At 67.1% G+C, this 15,284-nt stretch carries 17 protein-coding genes; 7 read left to right on the forward strand and 10 right to left on the reverse strand.

The window, feature by feature from the left end; translation table 11 throughout:
- Position 1: 1 nt before the first annotated feature.
- From ABIC51_RS01185 to pobA, 7 genes are all read right to left on the reverse strand, one after another.
- Positions 2-1,360, reverse strand: a complete 1,359-nt coding sequence (locus tag ABIC51_RS01185) for an MFS transporter (RefSeq protein WP_354006310.1) — start codon at positions 1,358-1,360, stop codon at positions 2-4.
- 299 nt (positions 1,361-1,659) lie between these two features.
- Positions 1,660-2,046: a 4-carboxymuconolactone decarboxylase gene (gene pcaC, locus ABIC51_RS01190; RefSeq protein WP_021157590.1), complete on the reverse strand. Its 387-nt coding sequence runs from the start codon at positions 2,044-2,046 to the stop codon at positions 1,660-1,662.
- Positions 2,047-2,056: 10 nt separating this feature from the next.
- The gene (gene pcaD, locus ABIC51_RS01195) at positions 2,057-2,842 is read right to left on the reverse strand and encodes a 3-oxoadipate enol-lactonase (protein ID WP_027790095.1); all 786 of its coding nucleotides are present in this window, start codon (positions 2,840-2,842) and stop codon (positions 2,057-2,059) included.
- A 14-nt stretch (positions 2,843-2,856) separates the two neighbouring features.
- Complete coding sequence (locus ABIC51_RS01200) at positions 2,857-4,215, reverse strand: 3-carboxy-cis,cis-muconate cycloisomerase (protein ID WP_027790096.1); 1,359 nt, start codon at positions 4,213-4,215, stop codon at positions 2,857-2,859.
- Positions 4,216-4,303: 88 nt separating this feature from the next.
- The gene (locus ABIC51_RS01205; RefSeq protein WP_006482308.1) at positions 4,304-4,960 is read right to left on the reverse strand and encodes a CoA transferase subunit B; all 657 of its coding nucleotides are present in this window, start codon (positions 4,958-4,960) and stop codon (positions 4,304-4,306) included.
- Positions 4,961-4,973: 13 nt separating this feature from the next.
- Complete coding sequence (locus tag ABIC51_RS01210) at positions 4,974-5,690, reverse strand: 3-oxoacid CoA-transferase subunit A (protein WP_021157587.1); 717 nt, start codon at positions 5,688-5,690, stop codon at positions 4,974-4,976.
- A gap of 143 nt (positions 5,691-5,833) precedes the next feature.
- Positions 5,834-7,066 (reverse strand): 4-hydroxybenzoate 3-monooxygenase, encoded by a 1,233-nt coding sequence (gene pobA / locus ABIC51_RS01215; protein ID WP_060206197.1) that lies wholly within the window; start codon positions 7,064-7,066, stop codon positions 5,834-5,836.
- A gap of 116 nt (positions 7,067-7,182) precedes the next feature.
- Here pobA and ABIC51_RS01220 point away from each other — a divergent pair, with 116 nt between their 5' ends.
- The 3 genes from ABIC51_RS01220 to ABIC51_RS01230 all read left to right on the forward strand — a co-directional run bounded on the left by ABIC51_RS01220 (position 7,183) and on the right by ABIC51_RS01230 (position 9,634).
- Positions 7,183-8,109 (forward strand): LysR family transcriptional regulator, encoded by a 927-nt coding sequence (locus tag ABIC51_RS01220; RefSeq protein ID WP_059489708.1) that lies wholly within the window; start codon positions 7,183-7,185, stop codon positions 8,107-8,109.
- Between the two features lie 89 nt (positions 8,110-8,198).
- A complete protein-coding gene (gene folE / locus ABIC51_RS01225; protein WP_021157584.1) occupies positions 8,199-8,831 on the forward strand; it encodes a GTP cyclohydrolase I FolE in 633 nt (210 codons plus the stop codon).
- Positions 8,831-9,634 carry an SDR family oxidoreductase gene (locus ABIC51_RS01230; RefSeq protein WP_060083160.1) on the forward strand — a complete coding sequence of 268 codons (804 nt, stop codon included), beginning with the start codon at positions 8,831-8,833 and terminating at the stop codon, positions 9,632-9,634. Before folE ends, ABIC51_RS01230 begins: the two co-directional genes overlap by 1 nt.
- 42 nt (positions 9,635-9,676) lie before the next feature.
- On the opposite strand, the gene epsC is transcribed toward ABIC51_RS01230, so the two are convergent.
- Positions 9,677-10,597 carry a serine O-acetyltransferase EpsC gene (epsC, locus tag ABIC51_RS01235; RefSeq protein WP_021157582.1) on the reverse strand — a complete coding sequence of 307 codons (921 nt, stop codon included), beginning with the start codon at positions 10,595-10,597 and terminating at the stop codon, positions 9,677-9,679.
- 137 nt (positions 10,598-10,734) lie between these two features.
- Positions 10,735-10,968 (reverse strand): hypothetical protein, encoded by a 234-nt coding sequence (locus ABIC51_RS01240; protein WP_011356723.1) that lies wholly within the window; start codon positions 10,966-10,968, stop codon positions 10,735-10,737.
- Between the two features lie 278 nt (positions 10,969-11,246).
- Between ABIC51_RS01240 and ABIC51_RS01245 the strand changes: the two genes are divergently transcribed.
- The 3 genes from ABIC51_RS01245 to fnr all read left to right on the forward strand — a co-directional run bounded on the left by ABIC51_RS01245 (position 11,247) and on the right by fnr (position 13,558).
- The gene (locus ABIC51_RS01245) at positions 11,247-11,657 is read left to right on the forward strand and encodes a DUF3005 domain-containing protein (protein WP_059684808.1); all 411 of its coding nucleotides are present in this window, start codon (positions 11,247-11,249) and stop codon (positions 11,655-11,657) included.
- 583 nt (positions 11,658-12,240) lie between these two features.
- Entirely contained in the window at positions 12,241-12,708 is a 468-nt protein-coding gene (locus tag ABIC51_RS01250) for a universal stress protein (protein WP_060193157.1), read from the forward strand.
- Positions 12,709-12,811: 103 nt separating this feature from the next.
- On the forward strand, positions 12,812-13,558 hold the full coding sequence (gene fnr, locus ABIC51_RS01255; RefSeq protein WP_059523493.1) for a fumarate/nitrate reduction transcriptional regulator Fnr: 747 nt from the start codon (positions 12,812-12,814) through the stop codon (positions 13,556-13,558).
- 56 nt (positions 13,559-13,614) lie between these two features.
- On the opposite strand, the gene ABIC51_RS01260 is transcribed toward fnr, so the two are convergent.
- Positions 13,615-14,508 carry a LysR family transcriptional regulator ArgP gene (locus ABIC51_RS01260; protein ID WP_039344521.1) on the reverse strand — a complete coding sequence of 298 codons (894 nt, stop codon included), beginning with the start codon at positions 14,506-14,508 and terminating at the stop codon, positions 13,615-13,617.
- A gap of 110 nt (positions 14,509-14,618) precedes the next feature.
- Here ABIC51_RS01260 and ABIC51_RS01265 point away from each other — a divergent pair, with 110 nt between their 5' ends.
- Positions 14,619-15,239 (forward strand): LysE/ArgO family amino acid transporter, encoded by a 621-nt coding sequence (locus ABIC51_RS01265; protein ID WP_175898565.1) that lies wholly within the window; start codon positions 14,619-14,621, stop codon positions 15,237-15,239.
- Positions 15,240-15,284: the final 45 nt, after the last annotated feature.

Here is a 15,284-nt window from a genome sequence, read left to right on the forward strand (position 1 = left end):
CTCAATGCCCGAGCGATTCGATCTTGCCTGCCGGCTGCGTCACGCCATGCGGCCGCGCCATCTGCTTGATCAGCAGCGCGACACACGCGAGCAAGCCCGCGACGGCGATCGTCGCAAACACGCCCGCGAACAAGAAATGCCGGCGCGTCAGCTCGGCGACGAGGAACGATCCCGCAATCCCGCCGAAGCGGCCGACGCCGAGCATCCACGCGACACCCGTGCCGCGCCCCTCGGTCGGATAGAACGCGGCGGCGAGCGCCGGCATCGACGATTGCGCGGTGTTCATCAGCACGCCGGCCACGAACACGACCAGCACGAGCAGCCCGACGTTGCCGGCCGCCTGCCCGATCGCATACACGCTGACGGCCGTCAGCGCGTAGCACACGGCGATCACGCGGTTCGCGTTGAAGCGGTCCATCAGCACGCCGCACAGCACGGCACCCACACCGCCGAGCGGGAACAGCGCGGAGATCAGCGTCGCGCTCTTCGGCGTCAGCCCGGCATCCTTCAGCAGGATCGGCATCCAGTTGATCGACGCGTAGAAGATCACGAGCCCCATGAAGTACGCGAGCCACAGCATCACCGAGCCGACGATGTACGAGCGCGACAGCACGACGCCGAGGCCCTTGCTGCCGGTCTGCGGCGCGGCTTCGGTCATCGCGAACGAACCGGCGTTCAGCGCTTCGCGCGAGATGCGCGCAAGCGTTGCGCGGATCTTGTCGACATGCTGGCCGCTCGCGACCATGAAGCGCACCGATTCCGGCATCTTCAGCAGCAACAGCACGCCGAGCAGCAGCGGCGTCACGCCGCCGAGGATCAGCACGCTGCGCCAGCCGAAATGCGGAATCATCCACGCGGCCAGGAAACCGCCGAACGCGGCGCCGAGCGGGAAGCCGCAGAACATCAGGTTGATCACGGTCGCGCGGCGCTTGTCCGGGCAGAACTCGCCCATCATCGTGACCGCGTTCGGCATCGCCGCGCCCAGCCCGACGCCGGTGATGAAACGCAGGATCGTCAGGTGCCCGATGGTCGTCGAGAATGCGGACATCAGGCATGCGACGCCGAACAGGAATACCGAGCCGAGCAGCAGCGAACGGCGGCCGAGCCGGTCGGACAGCGGGCCCGACACGAGCGCGCCGCACGCGAGGCCGAACAGCGCGGCGCTGAGTACCGGTGCGAGATCGGGCTTGGTGAGGTTCCATTCGCCGAGCAGCGACGGCGCGATGAAGCCGATCGCGGCCGTATCGAAGCCGTCGAGCAGCACGATCACGAAACACATGAGGAACACGAGCCATTGAAAGCCGCCGAACGGCTGCTCGTTGATGAAGGTCTGGACATCGACCACGGGTGCGCGATTCATCGCTAGTCTCCTGTGTCGATCCAAGCTGACGCCTCAGCGCCTACCTGGATCTCATGCGTCGTGGTCGACCGGCATTGGCGCGTCAGCGCTTACTCCGGTCCCATGCAACGCTAATAATGTATGAGCAATACGGCATGGCAGCCGCGCCCTTCCTTTGTTCGTCCACCAATCATCCGGTGTGCCGTGCGCCGATGCTCTGCCGGCGCGTTCATCGATTCCGTCGTCGACGGCCCGCTTGCGACAGCGGGCCACGCGATCGGTTGCGGCCGCCCTCAACCGGCCGCGCCTGACCGACCGTCTTACGCGGCCGCGTCCTGTTCCTTGAAGATCTTGTCCGCGAGATGGAACGCGGAATTCGCGGCCGGCACGCCGCAATAGATCGCGGTCTGCAGCAGCACTTCCTTGATCTCGTCGCGGGTCACGCCGTTGTTGCGCGCGGCGCGCAGATGGAGCGCAAGCTCCTCGCCGCGATTGAGCGCCACCATCATCGCGATGGTCAGCAGGCTGCGCGTATGGCGCGGCAGGCCGTCGCGCGTCCAGATCTCGCCCCATGCATAACGCGTGATCAGGTTCTGGAATTCGTCGGTCACCTCGGTACGGTTCTCGATCGAACGATCGACGTGCGCGTCGCCGAGCACCGCGCGACGCACCGTCATCCCTGCTTCGTAACGTTCCTGGTCGTTCATCGCCGGTGCCTCACGCGGTCAGGAAATCGAGCAGCGCGCGGTTGAAGCCGTCGGTGCACTCGATGTTCGAAATATGCGCGGCGTCGAATTCGACGTGCTGCGCACCCGGAATCGCGGCGGCGAGCGCGCGGCCCTGGTCGGGCGGCGTCGACATATCCTTCGCGCCGGTCACGACGAGCACCGGCAGCGCGATGCCTTTCACCTCTTCGCGCAGGTCGGCGGCATTCAGCGCGTCGCAGTTCGCCGCATAACCGTCCTTGTCGGTATGGACGAAGGTGTCGCGGATCGCATCGAACAGGCGCGGCTCACGCTCGACGAATGCGTCGGTGAACCAGCGCGGCAGCACGGCGTCGGCGAGCGCGGCCATCCCTTCGGCGCGCGCCTTCTGCGCGCGCGGCGCCCACACTTCCGGCGAACCGATCTTTGCCGCGGTGTTCGACAGCACCGCGCGCACAATGCGCGACGGGAAGCGCGCGGCCAGCGCCGCGCCCGTCAGCCCGCCCATCGAGATTCCGCAGAAATGCGCGCGATCGATGCCGACGTGGTCGAGCAGGCCGATCACGTCGCCGGCGAGCTGCTCGATCGTGTACGAACCGGCCGGTGCATCGGAATGGCCGTGGCCGCGCGTGTCGTAGCGCAGGATGTTGAAGTGCTGCGTGAGCGGACGGATCTGCGGTGCCCACATCTGCAGGTCGGCGCCGAGCGAGTTCGAGAAGACGAGCCACGGCGCGTCGTCACGCGCGGCACGGTCGATCCGGTAATGCAGTTTCACGCCGTTGACAGTGGCGAAAGGCATCGAGGTTCTCCTGGTTATTGCGTGCCCGCGTGCAGCGCGAGCACGGCGTCGACGCAGGCCTGCGCCTCGCCGACGTAATGAGCGGGATCAAGCAGCCGCGCGAGCGCGTCGCGCGACAGGTGCGCCGACACGGTCGCATCGGCGGCGAGCACATCGAACAGCGTCGAGCCCGTGCGCACGGCTTCCTTCGACGCATGCTCGACGACGTGATGCGCGTCGAGCCGGCCGATCTTGTCGCCGAGCGCGAGCATCACCGCTTCGCCGAGAATCAGCCCGCGCGTCAGTTCGAGATTCGCGGCAAGGCGCTCGGTGTTCACGTCGAGGCCCGCGACGATCTGCGCGATCTGCGCAAGCGCGCCGCCGGTCAGGCGCGCGAGATCGGGCAGCGCTTCCCATTCGGCCTGCCAGCCGCCGAGCGCACGTTCATGTTCCTGGACCATGCCCGCGAACACCGTCGCGACGAGGTTCGGTGCGCGCACCGCGGCGGTGAGCACCGCCGCGCAACCGACCGGGTTGCGCTTGTGCGGCATCGTCGACGAGCCGCCCTTGCCGGCGGCGGCCGGTTCGCCAAGCTCGCCGACTTCGGTCTGCATCTGCAGCGACACGTCGCGCGCGATCTTGCCGAGCGTACCCGTCAGCATCCCGAAGCAGGACGCGGCTTCCGCGATGCGGTCGCGCTGCGTGTGCCACGGCACGGCCGGTGCGGCGAGCTTCAGGTCCGCCGCCAGCGCGGCCGTGACGCCGGCCGCGTGCTCGCGCAGGCTCGCGAGCGTGCCGGCCGCGCCGCCGAACTGCAGCACCAGCGCGCGTTCGCGCAATTCGGCGAAACGCGCGCGATGGCGCAGCAGCGCGTCGAGCCATTGCGCGAATTTCAGGCCGAGCGTGATCGGCAGCGCCTGCTGCAGCCACGTGCGGCCGATCATCGGCGTCGCGCGATGCGTGCGCGCGAGCGCCGCGAGCGACGCACACGCTTCGTCGAGCATCGGCTCGAGCACGTCGAGCGTGTCGCGTAGCTGCAGGACGGTCGCGGTATCGATGATGTCCTGGCTCGTCGCCCCCCAGTGCACGAACTTCGCGGCCTCGGGGTCGTCGGCCTTCACCTGCGCGGTGAGCTGCTTGACGAGCGGAATCGCGAGATTGCCGCCGAGCGCCGCGCCGTGCGCGAGCGCGTCGGCGTCGAGCCGGCTTGCGTCGCACGCGCGCTCGATCGGCGCGACCGCGGCGGCGGGAATCACCTGCTGCGCGGCGAGCGCACGCGCGAGCGCGGCCTCGACGTCGAGCATCCGCTGGATCGTCGCGCGGGGCGACCAGATCCGGTTGAGCGGCTCGGTGCCGCAGATGAGGGAGGTCAGGCGGGCGCTGTCTTCGAGCATGGCATCAGATTGGGGAAACGGCGTGCGCCTATTGTCCACCCAAGCGTGCCGGCATGCGCGCAAACGGACGCGCCGGCACGCCTGCGGTTCAGGCAGCCGCCTTTTGCGTCGCGTCGATCAGCGGCACGCCGGTCAGCTTCTGCAGTTCGTCGAACGACAGGTCGGTGAAGATCTCGCTCACGGCCAGCCCGTCGGCCGTCACGTCGAGCACGGCGAGATCCGTATAGATACGGCTCACGCATTGCACGCCGGTGACCGGATACGAGCACTGCGCGACGATCTTGCTTTCGCCCTGCTTCGTCAGGTGCTCCATCATCACGAACACCTGCTTCGCGCCGATCGCGAGGTCCATCGCGCCGCCGACCGCCGGAATCGCATCGGGCGCGCCCGTATGCCAGTTCGCGAGGTCGCCGTTCGCCGATACCTGGAACGCGCCGAGCACGCAGTAATCGAGGTGGCCGCCGCGCATCATCGCGAACGAATCCGAATGGTGGAAATATGCGCCGCCGGTGAGCAGCGTCACATGCTGCTTGCCGGCGTTGATCAGTTCGTCGTCTTCCTCGCCGGGCGCGGGCGCGGGGCCCATGCCGAGCAGGCCGTTCTCGCTGTGCAGGAAGATCTCCTTGCTCGGATCGAGGTGGTTCGCCACCAGCGTCGGCACGCCGATGCCGAGGTTCACGTACGCGCCTTCGGGGATGTCCTGGGCGACGCGCTTGGCCATTTCATCGCGGGTCAGTCGTTTCATCTGAATATCTCCCTCAAGCGGCTTGCGATGCAGCATGTTCGGCAGCCAGCTCGGCCGCATGCGCGGCCTGCGGCACCTCGACGACGCGCTGGACGAAAATGCCCGGCGTCACGATGTGTTCCGGGTTCAGCGCGCCGAGCGGCACGACTTCCGACACCTGCACGATCGCGACCTTCGCGGCGCTGGCCATGATCGGCCCGAAGTTGCGCGCGGTCTTGCGATACACGAGATTGCCCCAGCGATCGCCCTTGTACGCCTTCACGAGCGCGAAATCGGCGTGGATCGGCGTCTCGAACACATACGGCTTGCCGTCGATCACGCGCGTTTCCTTGCCTTCCGCGAGCTTGGTGCCGTAACCCGTCGGCGTGAAGAAGCCGCCGATGCCGGCGCCCGCCGCGCGGATACGCTCCGCAAGGTTGCCCTGCGGCACGAGTTCCAGCTCGATCTCGCCGGCGCGGTACAGCCCGTCGAACACCTGCGAATCGCTCTGGCGCGGGAACGAGCAGATGATCTTGCGCACCTGCTTCGCCTTCAGCAGCGCCGCGAGGCCCGTCTCGCCGTTGCCCGCGTTGTTGTTGACGATCGTCAGGTCGCGCGCACCCTGTTCGATCAGCGCGTCGATCAGCTCGGACGGCATGCCGGCCGTGCCGAAGCCGCCGATCATGATTGTCGCGCCGTCGTGGATGTCGGCCACCGCCGACTGAAGCGATTCGAAAATCTTGTTGACCATGTCTCTTCCTGATACGAACCCGCGGCTCGATGCGCGGCCTGTCGAGGGGACACGCGCGTGCCGCGTGTCGCGCCGGGGCCGATCTCGATCCCGGTATTTGTTCGCCAATCGAACCTAGATTCGATTAGCGAACGATGGGCCGATCATAGAGTCGCGCACAGCGCGTTGTCAAGGCGGGTTCCCTCGGGGGGCGTCGCGTCGTCGAACGGCAGCCCGACGTAGTTTTCGGCGAGCGACTGCGCGGCGGCCCGCGAGCGCGTCACGTATTTCAGCTCGGCAAACTTCAGGCGATTGACGAACGGCGAGTCTTCCGGCGACGAGTGCAGCATGTTCGTCATGAAGTACGAGAAGTGCTCGGCCCGCCACACGCGTTCGAGGCAGGTCGCCGAATACGCGTCGAGCAGCGTCGCGTCGCCGTTGCGGTAGCGCGCGCCGAGCGCGCGGGACAGCGCGCGGACGTCGGCCACCGCCAGGTTCATCCCCTTCGCGCCGGTCGGCGGCACGATGTGCGCGGCGTCGCCGGCGAGGAAGAGGCGCCCGTGCTGCATCGTCTCCGACACGAAGCTGCGCATCGGGGTCACGCTTTTCTGCGTGATCCGGCCCTCGGTCGGCGTCCAGCCCGTGTCGTTCGAGAAGCGCGTGTGCAGTTCGTCCCAGATCCGCGCATCGGACCATTCGGTGAGGTCCTCGTCGGGCTTGCACTGCAGGTACAAGCGCGTGACCGTCGGCGAGCGCATCGAGAAGAGGGCGAAACCGTTGTCGTGATGCGCGTAGACGAGTTCGTCGAGCGACGGTGCCGCGTCGGCGAGGATGCCGAGCCACGCGAACGGATACACGCGCTCGAACGTGTTCAGCCGCTCGGCCGGGATCGTCTGGCGCGCGATGCCGTGGAAGCCGTCGCAGCCGGCGATGTAGTCGCAGTCGATGCGGTCTTCGCGGCCGTCCGCATGCTTGAACGTGACGAACGGGTGTTCGCCTTCGACGTCGTGCAGCGCGACGTCGCTGACTTCGAAATGCATCTGGTGGCCATGCTCGACGCCCGCCGCGATCAGGTCGCGCACGACTTCATGCTGGCTGTAGACGGTGATCGCGCGCCCGCCGGTCAATTCGGACAGGTCGATGCGATGGCGCTGCCCGGAGAACAGCAGCTCGATGCCGTGATGTTCGAGCCCCTCGCGGCGCATCCGCTCGCCGAGGCCGGCCTCGTTCAGCGTGTCGACCGTGCCCTGTTCCAGCACGCCCGCGCGGATGCGGTTCTCGCAGTATTCGCGCGAACGCGCTTCGACGAGGATGGAATCGACGCCTTGCAGGCGCAGCAGATGGGAAAGCAAAAGGCCGGACGGGCCGGCGCCGATGATGGCGACCTGGGTGCGCATTGTTCGTCTCCTGAACATTAATTCGAATCGTCGAACACATTTGAGCGCTTTCCCGACTATGCGGCAACGCGATTCAGGAGATATGTTGTATACGTTTTCAAGATACTGGCCTGGCGATGGAAGCGCTCGATCTGAACCTCATTCCCTACCTCGTCGCGCTCGACGACACGCGCAACGTGAGCCGTGCCGGCGACCTGCTCGGCGTCAGCCAGCCGCGCGTGAGCACGGCGCTCGGCCGGCTGCGCGAGTACTTCGGCGATCCGCTGTTCGTGCGCACGTCGCGCGGGATGGAACCGACGCCGCGCGCGCTCGCGCTGCTGCCGGCCGCCCGCGACGCGCTCGCGCAGATCGAGCGCGGCCTCGTCGCGCCGCACGACTTCGACCCGGCCGCGAGCACGCATACGTTCTCGATCGCGCTGTCGGACGTGGGCGAGATCGTGTTCCTGCCGAAGCTGCTGCAGGCGTTCGCGATGCGTGCGCCGCACGCGAACCTGCGCTCGGTCTCGCTCGCGCACGACGAAGTCGGTCGCGGCCTCGAAGCCGGGTCGATCGATCTCGCGGTCGGCTACTTCCCCGATCTCGACGGCAACAACTTCTTCCAGCAGCGGCTGTTCACGCACCGGTTCGTCTGCCTGATGCGGCGCGGCCATCCGTTCGAACAGGCGCCGCCGTTCACGGTCGAACAGTTCCTCACCTGCGGGCACGCGGTGGTGCGTGCCGAAGGGCGCAGCCAGGAGGTGCTCGAGAAATATCTCGCGAAGCAGCGCATGCAGCGCCGCGCGGTGCTCGAGACACCGCACTTCATGAGCCTGCCGTTCATCCTGAGCCGCACCGACCTGATCGCGACGGTGCCGCATGCGATCGGCTATGCGTATGCGGCCGAGCACGCGTTCATCGTGCCCGTCGAGCCGCCGCTCGCCCTGCCGCGCTTCGACCTGAAGCAGCACTGGCATCGCAAGTACCACAACGATCCGCGCACGGCGTGGCTGCGCGGCGTCGTCGCGTCGCTGTTCAACGACGAGCAGGACGAATGGCCGAAGTGAGTGCCGGGCCGCGCACGCGACCTGCGAAAGCATGAAACAATGCCCGGATTCCGCGCCGCCCCGGCGGCGGCATTCGATGGAGCAGATAGATGGCTAAAAAGAAGTCCGCGCGGCCCGAGCCGGCCGCATCCCGTCCGAGCCGCGAAGAAGCGGAAGACGCCGTTCGCGTGCTGTTGCGCTGGGCCGGCGACGATCCCGCACGCGAAGGCCTGATCGACACGCCCGCGCGCGTCGTGCGCGCCTACGAGCAGTTCTTCGCCGGTTACGCGCTGGAGCCGCGCGACATCCTCGCGCGCACATTCAGCGAAGTCGACGGCTACGACGAAATGATCGTGCTGAAGGACATCCGCTTCGAGAGCTACTGCGAGCACCACATGGTGCCGATCATCGGCCGCGCGCACGTCGCGTATCTGCCGAACCATCGCGTGGTCGGCATCTCGAAACTCGCGCGCCTCGTCGACGCGTTCGCGAAGCGCCTGCAGATCCAGGAAAAGATGACCGTGCAGATCGCCGACACGCTGTTCGACGTGCTGCAGCCGAAGGGCGTCGGCGTGATCCTCGAAGCCGCGCACCAGTGCATCTCGACGCGCGGCGTGCACAAGCCGGGCGTCGAGATGGTGACGTCGCGCATGCTCGGCACGTTCCGCACCGATCCGTCGACGCGGCGCGAATTCCTGTCGATCGTCGCGAATCCTTCTTCAGTCAACCTGACGAATACGTAATGGAGTCGACGAAGCAAACGGCGCACGCGCCCGTCGTGCTCGTGACCGGCGCCGCGCGCCGGGCCGGGCGCGCGTTCGCCGAGTATTTCGCCGCGCACGGCTATCGCACCGCGGTGCACTACGACCGTTCGGCCGATGCGGCGCAGGCCGCGGCCCGCGCGATCGCCGAACGCGGGCACGATTCGGTTGCGTTGCAGGCTGACCTGTCGGATGCCGAACAGATCACCGCGCTGATCGACCAGGTGTATGCGCGCTTCGGGCGCCTCGACGTGCTCGTCAACAACGCGTCGGTATTCTGGCAGGATCATTTCCCGAGCTTCGACCTCGCGGCGTTCGACCAGGCGTGGGCCGTCAACTGCCGCGCGCCGATCCTGCTCACGCGCGCGTTCTACGAACGGGCCCGCGCGGCCGGCACGCAGGGTGTCGTCGTGAACGTGGTCGACCAGAAGATCAAGGAAAACTTTCACCGCGACCATTTCAGCTATACGGTCGCGAAGGCCGCGCTCGGCAACCTTACGCAGATGCTCGCACTGTCGTCCGCGCCGGTGCTGCGCGTGAACGCGGTGTTCCCCGGGCTGATGCTGCCGAGCGACGACCAGACGCAGGCCGACTTCGAACACGCGAGCCGCGCATCGACGCCGCTCGCGCGCATCGCGGGCCCCGACGACGTCGCGAGCGCGATCCTGATGCTGACGGGCAACGCGTACAACGGCGTGGATTTCGTCGTCGATGCGGGGCAGAACCTGATCCGCGTCGACCAGGACGTGCTGTACAAGCACCGCGCGCCCGACAGCAAGCACTGACCGACGCGCGCGGCAGCAGGCAACCGGTGCCCGCGCGCCGCGTTACGGCTTCTCGGTGCTCCCGCCTTCGCGAACCTTGCCCTGCGCGACGCTCGTGCCGGGCGGCACGCTGTGCGTGAGCCACACGTTGCCGCCGATCACCGAACCGCGCCCGATCGTCACGCGGCCGAGAATCGTCGCGCCCGCGTAGATCACCACGTCGTCCTCGACGATCGGGTGCCGCGCGTTGCCCTTGACCAGCGCACCGTCGCCATCGGCCGGGAAGCTTTTCGCGCCGAGCGTGACGGCCTGGTACACGCGCACGCGCTCGCCGATGATCGCCGTCTCGCCGATCACGACACCCGTGCCGTGGTCGATGAAGAAGCTCGGGCCGATCTGCGCACCCGGGTGGATGTCGATGCCGGTGGCCGAGTGCGCGATTTCATTGATGAATCGCGCAAGCAGCGGTACGCCAAGCTGGTGCAGCGCGTGTGCGAGCCGGTGGTGCATCATCGCCAGCACGCCGGGGTAGCACAGCAGGATCTCGGTGATGTGCTGCGCGGCCGGATCACCCGCATAGGCGGCCTGGATATCGCTGACGAGCAGCGCGCGAACCGCCGGCAACTGCCGGCCAAATTCGCGCGCGATCTCGAACGCGCGTTCGTCGAGCTCGGCGAACGGCGTATCGGCATGCTCGGGCAGGAACGGCAGCGCGCGGCGGATCTGTTCGGACAGGATGCGCAGCGTGCTTTCGAGCGTGTGGCCGACGTAGAAATCGACGCTTTCGTCGGTCAGATCCGGTGCGCCATAGTGCGTCGGAAACATCGACGCGCGCAGGCCGGTCACAATCTTGCAGATCGCATCGCGTGACGGCAGTTCGCGGATGCCGCGCGGATGGCGCGTGCGATGGAGTTCCTCGCGCGACTCACGCAAGCCGGCGACGATTTCTTCCAGGCCCCACTGACGGGCGGGTGATGTCGACATATATCAATGCAGGCGGCCGCGCTCGGTCGCACGGCCGCTAATAAAGTGACGGGTTCCGCAAGATTACCGCGTTTTGTGCCCGGCAGCGGCACGCCGGGGATCGGCCGGACGGCCGAGGGCACCGAATCGCGGCGGCGTCAGATCGTGATGCTGCTGGCGTCGATCCATCGCACGGCCCAGTCGCGCGCGTGCGCGATGGCGTCGCCTTCGTCGTTGAACTGGAGCTCGATCGGGAAAAAGCGGTTCGCAACGAGCTCTCCGTCGCTCGATCGGGAGATCACGACGTAGGGCTTGAACGAACCGTCGCTGGCACGCGCGGGCGCACAGTTCAACAGATAACCGCGGTGCGTGAAGGCAGTAGTCGCTTGCATGAATCCGCCACCTCTAGTCCCTTGCTTTGTTGTTCACTACCCGTCTTTAAGGGTGCTGCAGCGCCCCGGCGCGGGCAGAGGCGGCGCGACTCAATCCCCTGTCGCCGCTTCGCAGGAAAAGAATCATACTCTGTAGAAAACGCGTCTTCTAGCTGAAATAAATCACGACAAATCAGTGCGCGTCGCGCGACCGCGGCGATCGCCCGCGCGCCTTTTCCCGTCATGTCCGGAACGGGATTTGCTTCGATCCGGAACGCTTCGCCGCGAGGAGAGCCGCGATGGAATCATCCGGTCAAACCGAGCGCTTGCGCCCACGCAGCATCGAGCTCGACAACGACGACACGCACGACAGCACGGTCGACACCGACGGCAAGAACCGCGAGGCGTCGCGTCTCGCCGGCGGCGGGCCGATCTCGCCCGACCAGATCACGCGCAGCAACGCGTCGCTCGTCAATGCGATGCCGGAAGCCGGCGACGGCTTCGCCGGGTTCGACAGCCGCCCCGGCGGCAACCATCCGGCGTTCGCGCTGCGTGCCGGATACATGGTGATCGAGAAAGGCTTCGACGCACCGCCGGCGATGAGCGATGCGCCGTTCGGCCCCGTCCACCGGATGTACGGCAGCACGTACTGGCCCGGCCACCAGCGGCGGCCGGAGCGCGTATTCGAACTGACGGCCGTCCCGAGATAGCCGGCGCGGCGTTTGAATCGATCGTTCGTTTGCCAACCGGTATCGGCCGACAGCCGATGGCCGAGGATCGGCGCACGCGACGGTGCGCCGACCATGGGCCGGCAACTGCGCGATGCAGGAACGAACGATTCCGCGCGATGGCGCCGGCGGTCTCATGCACGCCGTGAATCGCGCCGATGCAGATGCGTTGATCGAAGTCATGTCGAAACGGCGCGATTGCGATTGAATGGCGATGCGGGCGATGCATCCGCGTGACCGTCGCGCGGTGTCGCTTCGATCGGCGCGCGTGGCGATGCACATGCATGCGCATGTGCCGCGCGCGACAACGCTGCCCGCGCATGCGTTTCCACCGACGATGCGGACGACGGCGGCGGCCACGCCGCACGACACGTCCCGCACGTCACTGCATGCACCCTGTGCATGGCGTCCGCCGCAAAATCGGAGGCGGCACCGCCGCGCGGCACGACCGGCACCTCGCTGCAAAGTCCCGGCCATTGGTTTACCCTGCCTCGCAGCATCGCGCATCGCCCCGCCCGATCGGCCATCCGGCCGACTTCGTTTCAACCCGCCACTCGGAGACACTATGTACAAGCGTATTCTGGTTGCCGTCGACGGCAGCGACACGTCCCGCCATGCGTTCGATGCCGCGCTGGCGCTCGCGAAATCGCACGGCGCCGAGCTGCAACCGTTCTACGTCGTCGAGAACGCCGCGATCTACTACAACGTGCCCGGCTACGATCCGTCCGTGCTGCGCGACCAACTCGTCGCGCAGGGCGACGCACTCGCGAAGGATTTCGCGACGCTGATGCAGGCAGCGGGCGTGAAGGGCGAGACGCGTCGGAGCGAAGCGACGTCGCTCAACGACGTATCGTCGCTGATCCTGGACGGCGCGAAAGCGTTCGGCGCCGATCTGCTGGTGCTCGGCACGCACGGCCGCCGCGGGTTCCGCCGTCTCGTGCTCGGCAGCATCGCCGAGCAATGCGTGCGCCACGCGACGCTGCCCGTGCTGCTGATTCCGGCGGCCGCCAACGTCGACGAGACGGCCGCGTGAACGGCGTTCGGCATACGCGGCCGGTCGCGACGTTTTGTCACCCGACAGCGGCAAGTTGCGGTGGGACAATGATTCCGTCGATTCAACGCCGGAGTAAACGATCATGCTGACGCCCGTCGCCACACGTCCCGCCGCCACGCCTCATGCCGGTAGCTGGGCGCCTCGCCAGGCCGCCCACTGCTCGACGTGCGCGATGCGGCACCTGTGCATGCCGCAGGGGCTGGCGCCCGAAGCGCTCAGTCGCCTCGAATCGGTCATCTGCGCGGCGCGTCCCGTCAAGCGCGGCGAAGCGTTGTTCCGCGAAGGCGACGCGTTCGACAACCTGTACGCGGTGCGCTCGGGTTCGCTGAAAACCGTCGCGACGCGCCACGACGGCCGCGAGCAGGTCACCGGCCTGCATCTCGCCGGCGAAGCGCTCGGCCTCGACGGCATCTGCGACGACACGCATCCGCGCACCGCGGTCGCGCTGGAAGACAGCTCCGTCTGCGTGATTCCGTACAGCGCGCTCAAGGCATTGTGCTCGGAAGCCGGTTCGATGCAGTTGCGCATGCACAAGCTGATGAGCGAACAGATCGTGCGCGAAACGTCGCAAACGATGCTGCTCGGTTCGCTGAACGCCGAAGAGCGCGTCGCCGCGTTCCTGCTCGACGTATCGTCGCGTTACCTGAAGCGCGGCTACTCGCCGTCGGAATTCAACCTGCGGATGACGCGCGAAGACATCGGCAGCTACCTCGGCATGACGCTCGAAACGGTCAGCCGCACGCTGTCGAAATTCCAGAAGCGCGGTCTGATCGAAATGCAGGGCCGCCACGTCCAGATCGTCGATTTCGACGGCCTGCACCACGTCTGACGTGATCCCGCACGGCGCGCATCTCGCGCGCCGCGCCGCCTGCGTCACGCGACCGGTCAATCGAGGAACAGCGCGGCGCGCGCCTTCAGCGCCGCGCTGAAATCGTCGAGCCAGCCGATCGACAAACGCCAGCTCTGCCAGTAAAGGTCGATATCGATCGTTCGCCCGCGCGACATGTCGACCAGTTCACCCGCCGCCAGCTGGCGATCGACCATCCGGTCCGGACACATCCCCCATCCCAATCCCGTCTCGCATGCGCGCAGATAGCCCGCGACGTGCGGTATCCAGTGCTGCGGCGGATCGAGATCCGCGCGCGTCACGCGCCGGATGAAACGCGCCTGCAGCCCGTCCTTCGGATTGAACATCACACACGGCGCGCGACGCAGCGCATCGCGGGTAATGCCCGCGCCGAAGTAGCGTTCATAAAACGCCGGCGAGCATACCGCGCGATAGCGGATCCGCCCGAGCCGCTCCGATCGGCACCCCTGGATCGGTTCGGCCTGCGCGGTCACGGCGCCCTGCACGCTGCCGTCGCGAATACGCGAAGCCGTGTAATCCTGATCGTCGATCACGAGATCGAGCAACGTTTCGCGCTCCGTGCAGAACGGCCCGACCGCGTCGATGAACCACGTCGCGACGCTGTCGTCGTTGACGGCCACGCGCAACGTCGGCCATGCGCTCGCGATCTGGCCCGGGAGTGCCGGCATCCGCCCGCCCAGCTCGGCCTCGAGCAGCTGCACGCGCTCGGTGTGACGGCACAGCAGCGCACCCGACGTCGTCGCGACGCACGGCTGCCCGCGCTTGACGAGCACGCTGCCGACCCGCTCCTCCAGCAATTTCACGCGCTGCGACACGGCCGACGGCGTGACATTCAGCTCCTTGGCCGCACGCTCGAACGAACCGTGCCGGATCACCGCCGCGAGGGCATCGAGCAACGCGTAGTCGAGCATTAGATTTCCTTAATCTGCATTAGGTGATTTAGCTTCTCTTATTTTCATGCTGACCGCAGACTAGCGCTACCTGATTCATCCGTCTACTGCTTCTCCTGCTGTCATCCATCATGAACTGGCTCGCTTTTTCCCACGGCGCCGCACTCTGCGGGTCGCTCATCGTCACCATCGGCGCACAGAACGCATTCGTGCTGCGGCAGGGCATCATGCGCTCGCATGTCGGCAAGATCGTGCTGCTGTGCGCACTGTCCGACATGATCCTGATCGGCGCGGGCGTCGGCGGCGCATCGGCGCTCGTCGAACGCTATCCGACCTTCGTCCATGCGGTGCTGTATGTGGGCCTCGCCTATCTCGCGTGGTTCGGCATCAACGCGCTGCGCCGCGCGTTCAAGCCGGGCCATGAAACGCTCGACGTGCGCGGCGATGCGGTCGCCCCGGCGCCGCAGAGCGGGCTCGCGATCGTGCTGATGACGCTCGCGTTCACGTGGCTCAACCCGCACGTGTATCTCGACACGTTCCTGCTGATCGGCACGGCCGGCGCGCGTGAACCGGAAGGCGCGCGGCTCGCGTTCGCGATCGGCGCGATGTCGGTCAGCGTCGTGTGGTTCCTCGGGCTCGGCTACGGGGCACGATTGCTCGCGCCGTGGTTCCGCAAGGCCGTTGCGTGGCGCGTGCTGGACGGCGCGATCGGCAGCATGGTGCTGTTTCTCGCGGCCGTGCAGTTGCGGTAGGGAGGGGAGCGTCGCGGCAGATGCGGTCTGCCGCGACGTGAGGCC

Origin of the sequence: Burkholderia sp. 572, assembly GCF_040545135.1 — a bacterium.
Classification (GTDB): domain Bacteria; phylum Pseudomonadota; class Gammaproteobacteria; order Burkholderiales; family Burkholderiaceae; genus Burkholderia; species Burkholderia cepacia.

Coding starts and splice junctions, on each gene's coding strand:
- ABIC51_RS01185 (WP_354006310.1), bottom strand. CDS start 1,360: ATGAATCGCGCACCCGTGGTCGATGTCCAGACCTTCATCAACGAGCAG.
- pcaC (WP_021157590.1), bottom strand. CDS start 2,046: ATGAACGACCAGGAACGTTACGAAGCAGGGATGACGGTGCGTCGCGCG.
- pcaD (WP_027790095.1), bottom strand. CDS start 2,842: ATGCCTTTCGCCACTGTCAACGGCGTGAAACTGCATTACCGGATCGAC.
- ABIC51_RS01200 (WP_027790096.1), bottom strand. CDS start 4,215: ATGCTCGAAGACAGCGCCCGCCTGACCTCCCTCATCTGCGGCACCGAG.
- ABIC51_RS01205 (WP_006482308.1), bottom strand. CDS start 4,960: ATGAAACGACTGACCCGCGATGAAATGGCCAAGCGCGTCGCCCAGGAC.
- ABIC51_RS01210 (WP_021157587.1), bottom strand. CDS start 5,690: ATGGTCAACAAGATTTTCGAATCGCTTCAGTCGGCGGTGGCCGACATC.
- pobA (WP_060206197.1), bottom strand. CDS start 7,066: ATGCGCACCCAGGTCGCCATCATCGGCGCCGGCCCGTCCGGCCTTTTG.
- ABIC51_RS01220 (WP_059489708.1), top strand. CDS start 7,183: ATGGAAGCGCTCGATCTGAACCTCATTCCCTACCTCGTCGCGCTCGAC.
- folE (WP_021157584.1), top strand. CDS start 8,199: ATGGCTAAAAAGAAGTCCGCGCGGCCCGAGCCGGCCGCATCCCGTCCG.
- ABIC51_RS01230 (WP_060083160.1), top strand. CDS start 8,831: ATGGAGTCGACGAAGCAAACGGCGCACGCGCCCGTCGTGCTCGTGACC.
- epsC (WP_021157582.1), bottom strand. CDS start 10,597: ATGTCGACATCACCCGCCCGTCAGTGGGGCCTGGAAGAAATCGTCGCC.
- ABIC51_RS01240 (WP_011356723.1), bottom strand. CDS start 10,968: ATGCAAGCGACTACTGCCTTCACGCACCGCGGTTATCTGTTGAACTGT.
- ABIC51_RS01245 (WP_059684808.1), top strand. CDS start 11,247: ATGGAATCATCCGGTCAAACCGAGCGCTTGCGCCCACGCAGCATCGAG.
- ABIC51_RS01250 (WP_060193157.1), top strand. CDS start 12,241: ATGTACAAGCGTATTCTGGTTGCCGTCGACGGCAGCGACACGTCCCGC.
- fnr (WP_059523493.1), top strand. CDS start 12,812: ATGCTGACGCCCGTCGCCACACGTCCCGCCGCCACGCCTCATGCCGGT.
- ABIC51_RS01260 (WP_039344521.1), bottom strand. CDS start 14,508: ATGCTCGACTACGCGTTGCTCGATGCCCTCGCGGCGGTGATCCGGCAC.
- ABIC51_RS01265 (WP_175898565.1), top strand. CDS start 14,619: ATGAACTGGCTCGCTTTTTCCCACGGCGCCGCACTCTGCGGGTCGCTC.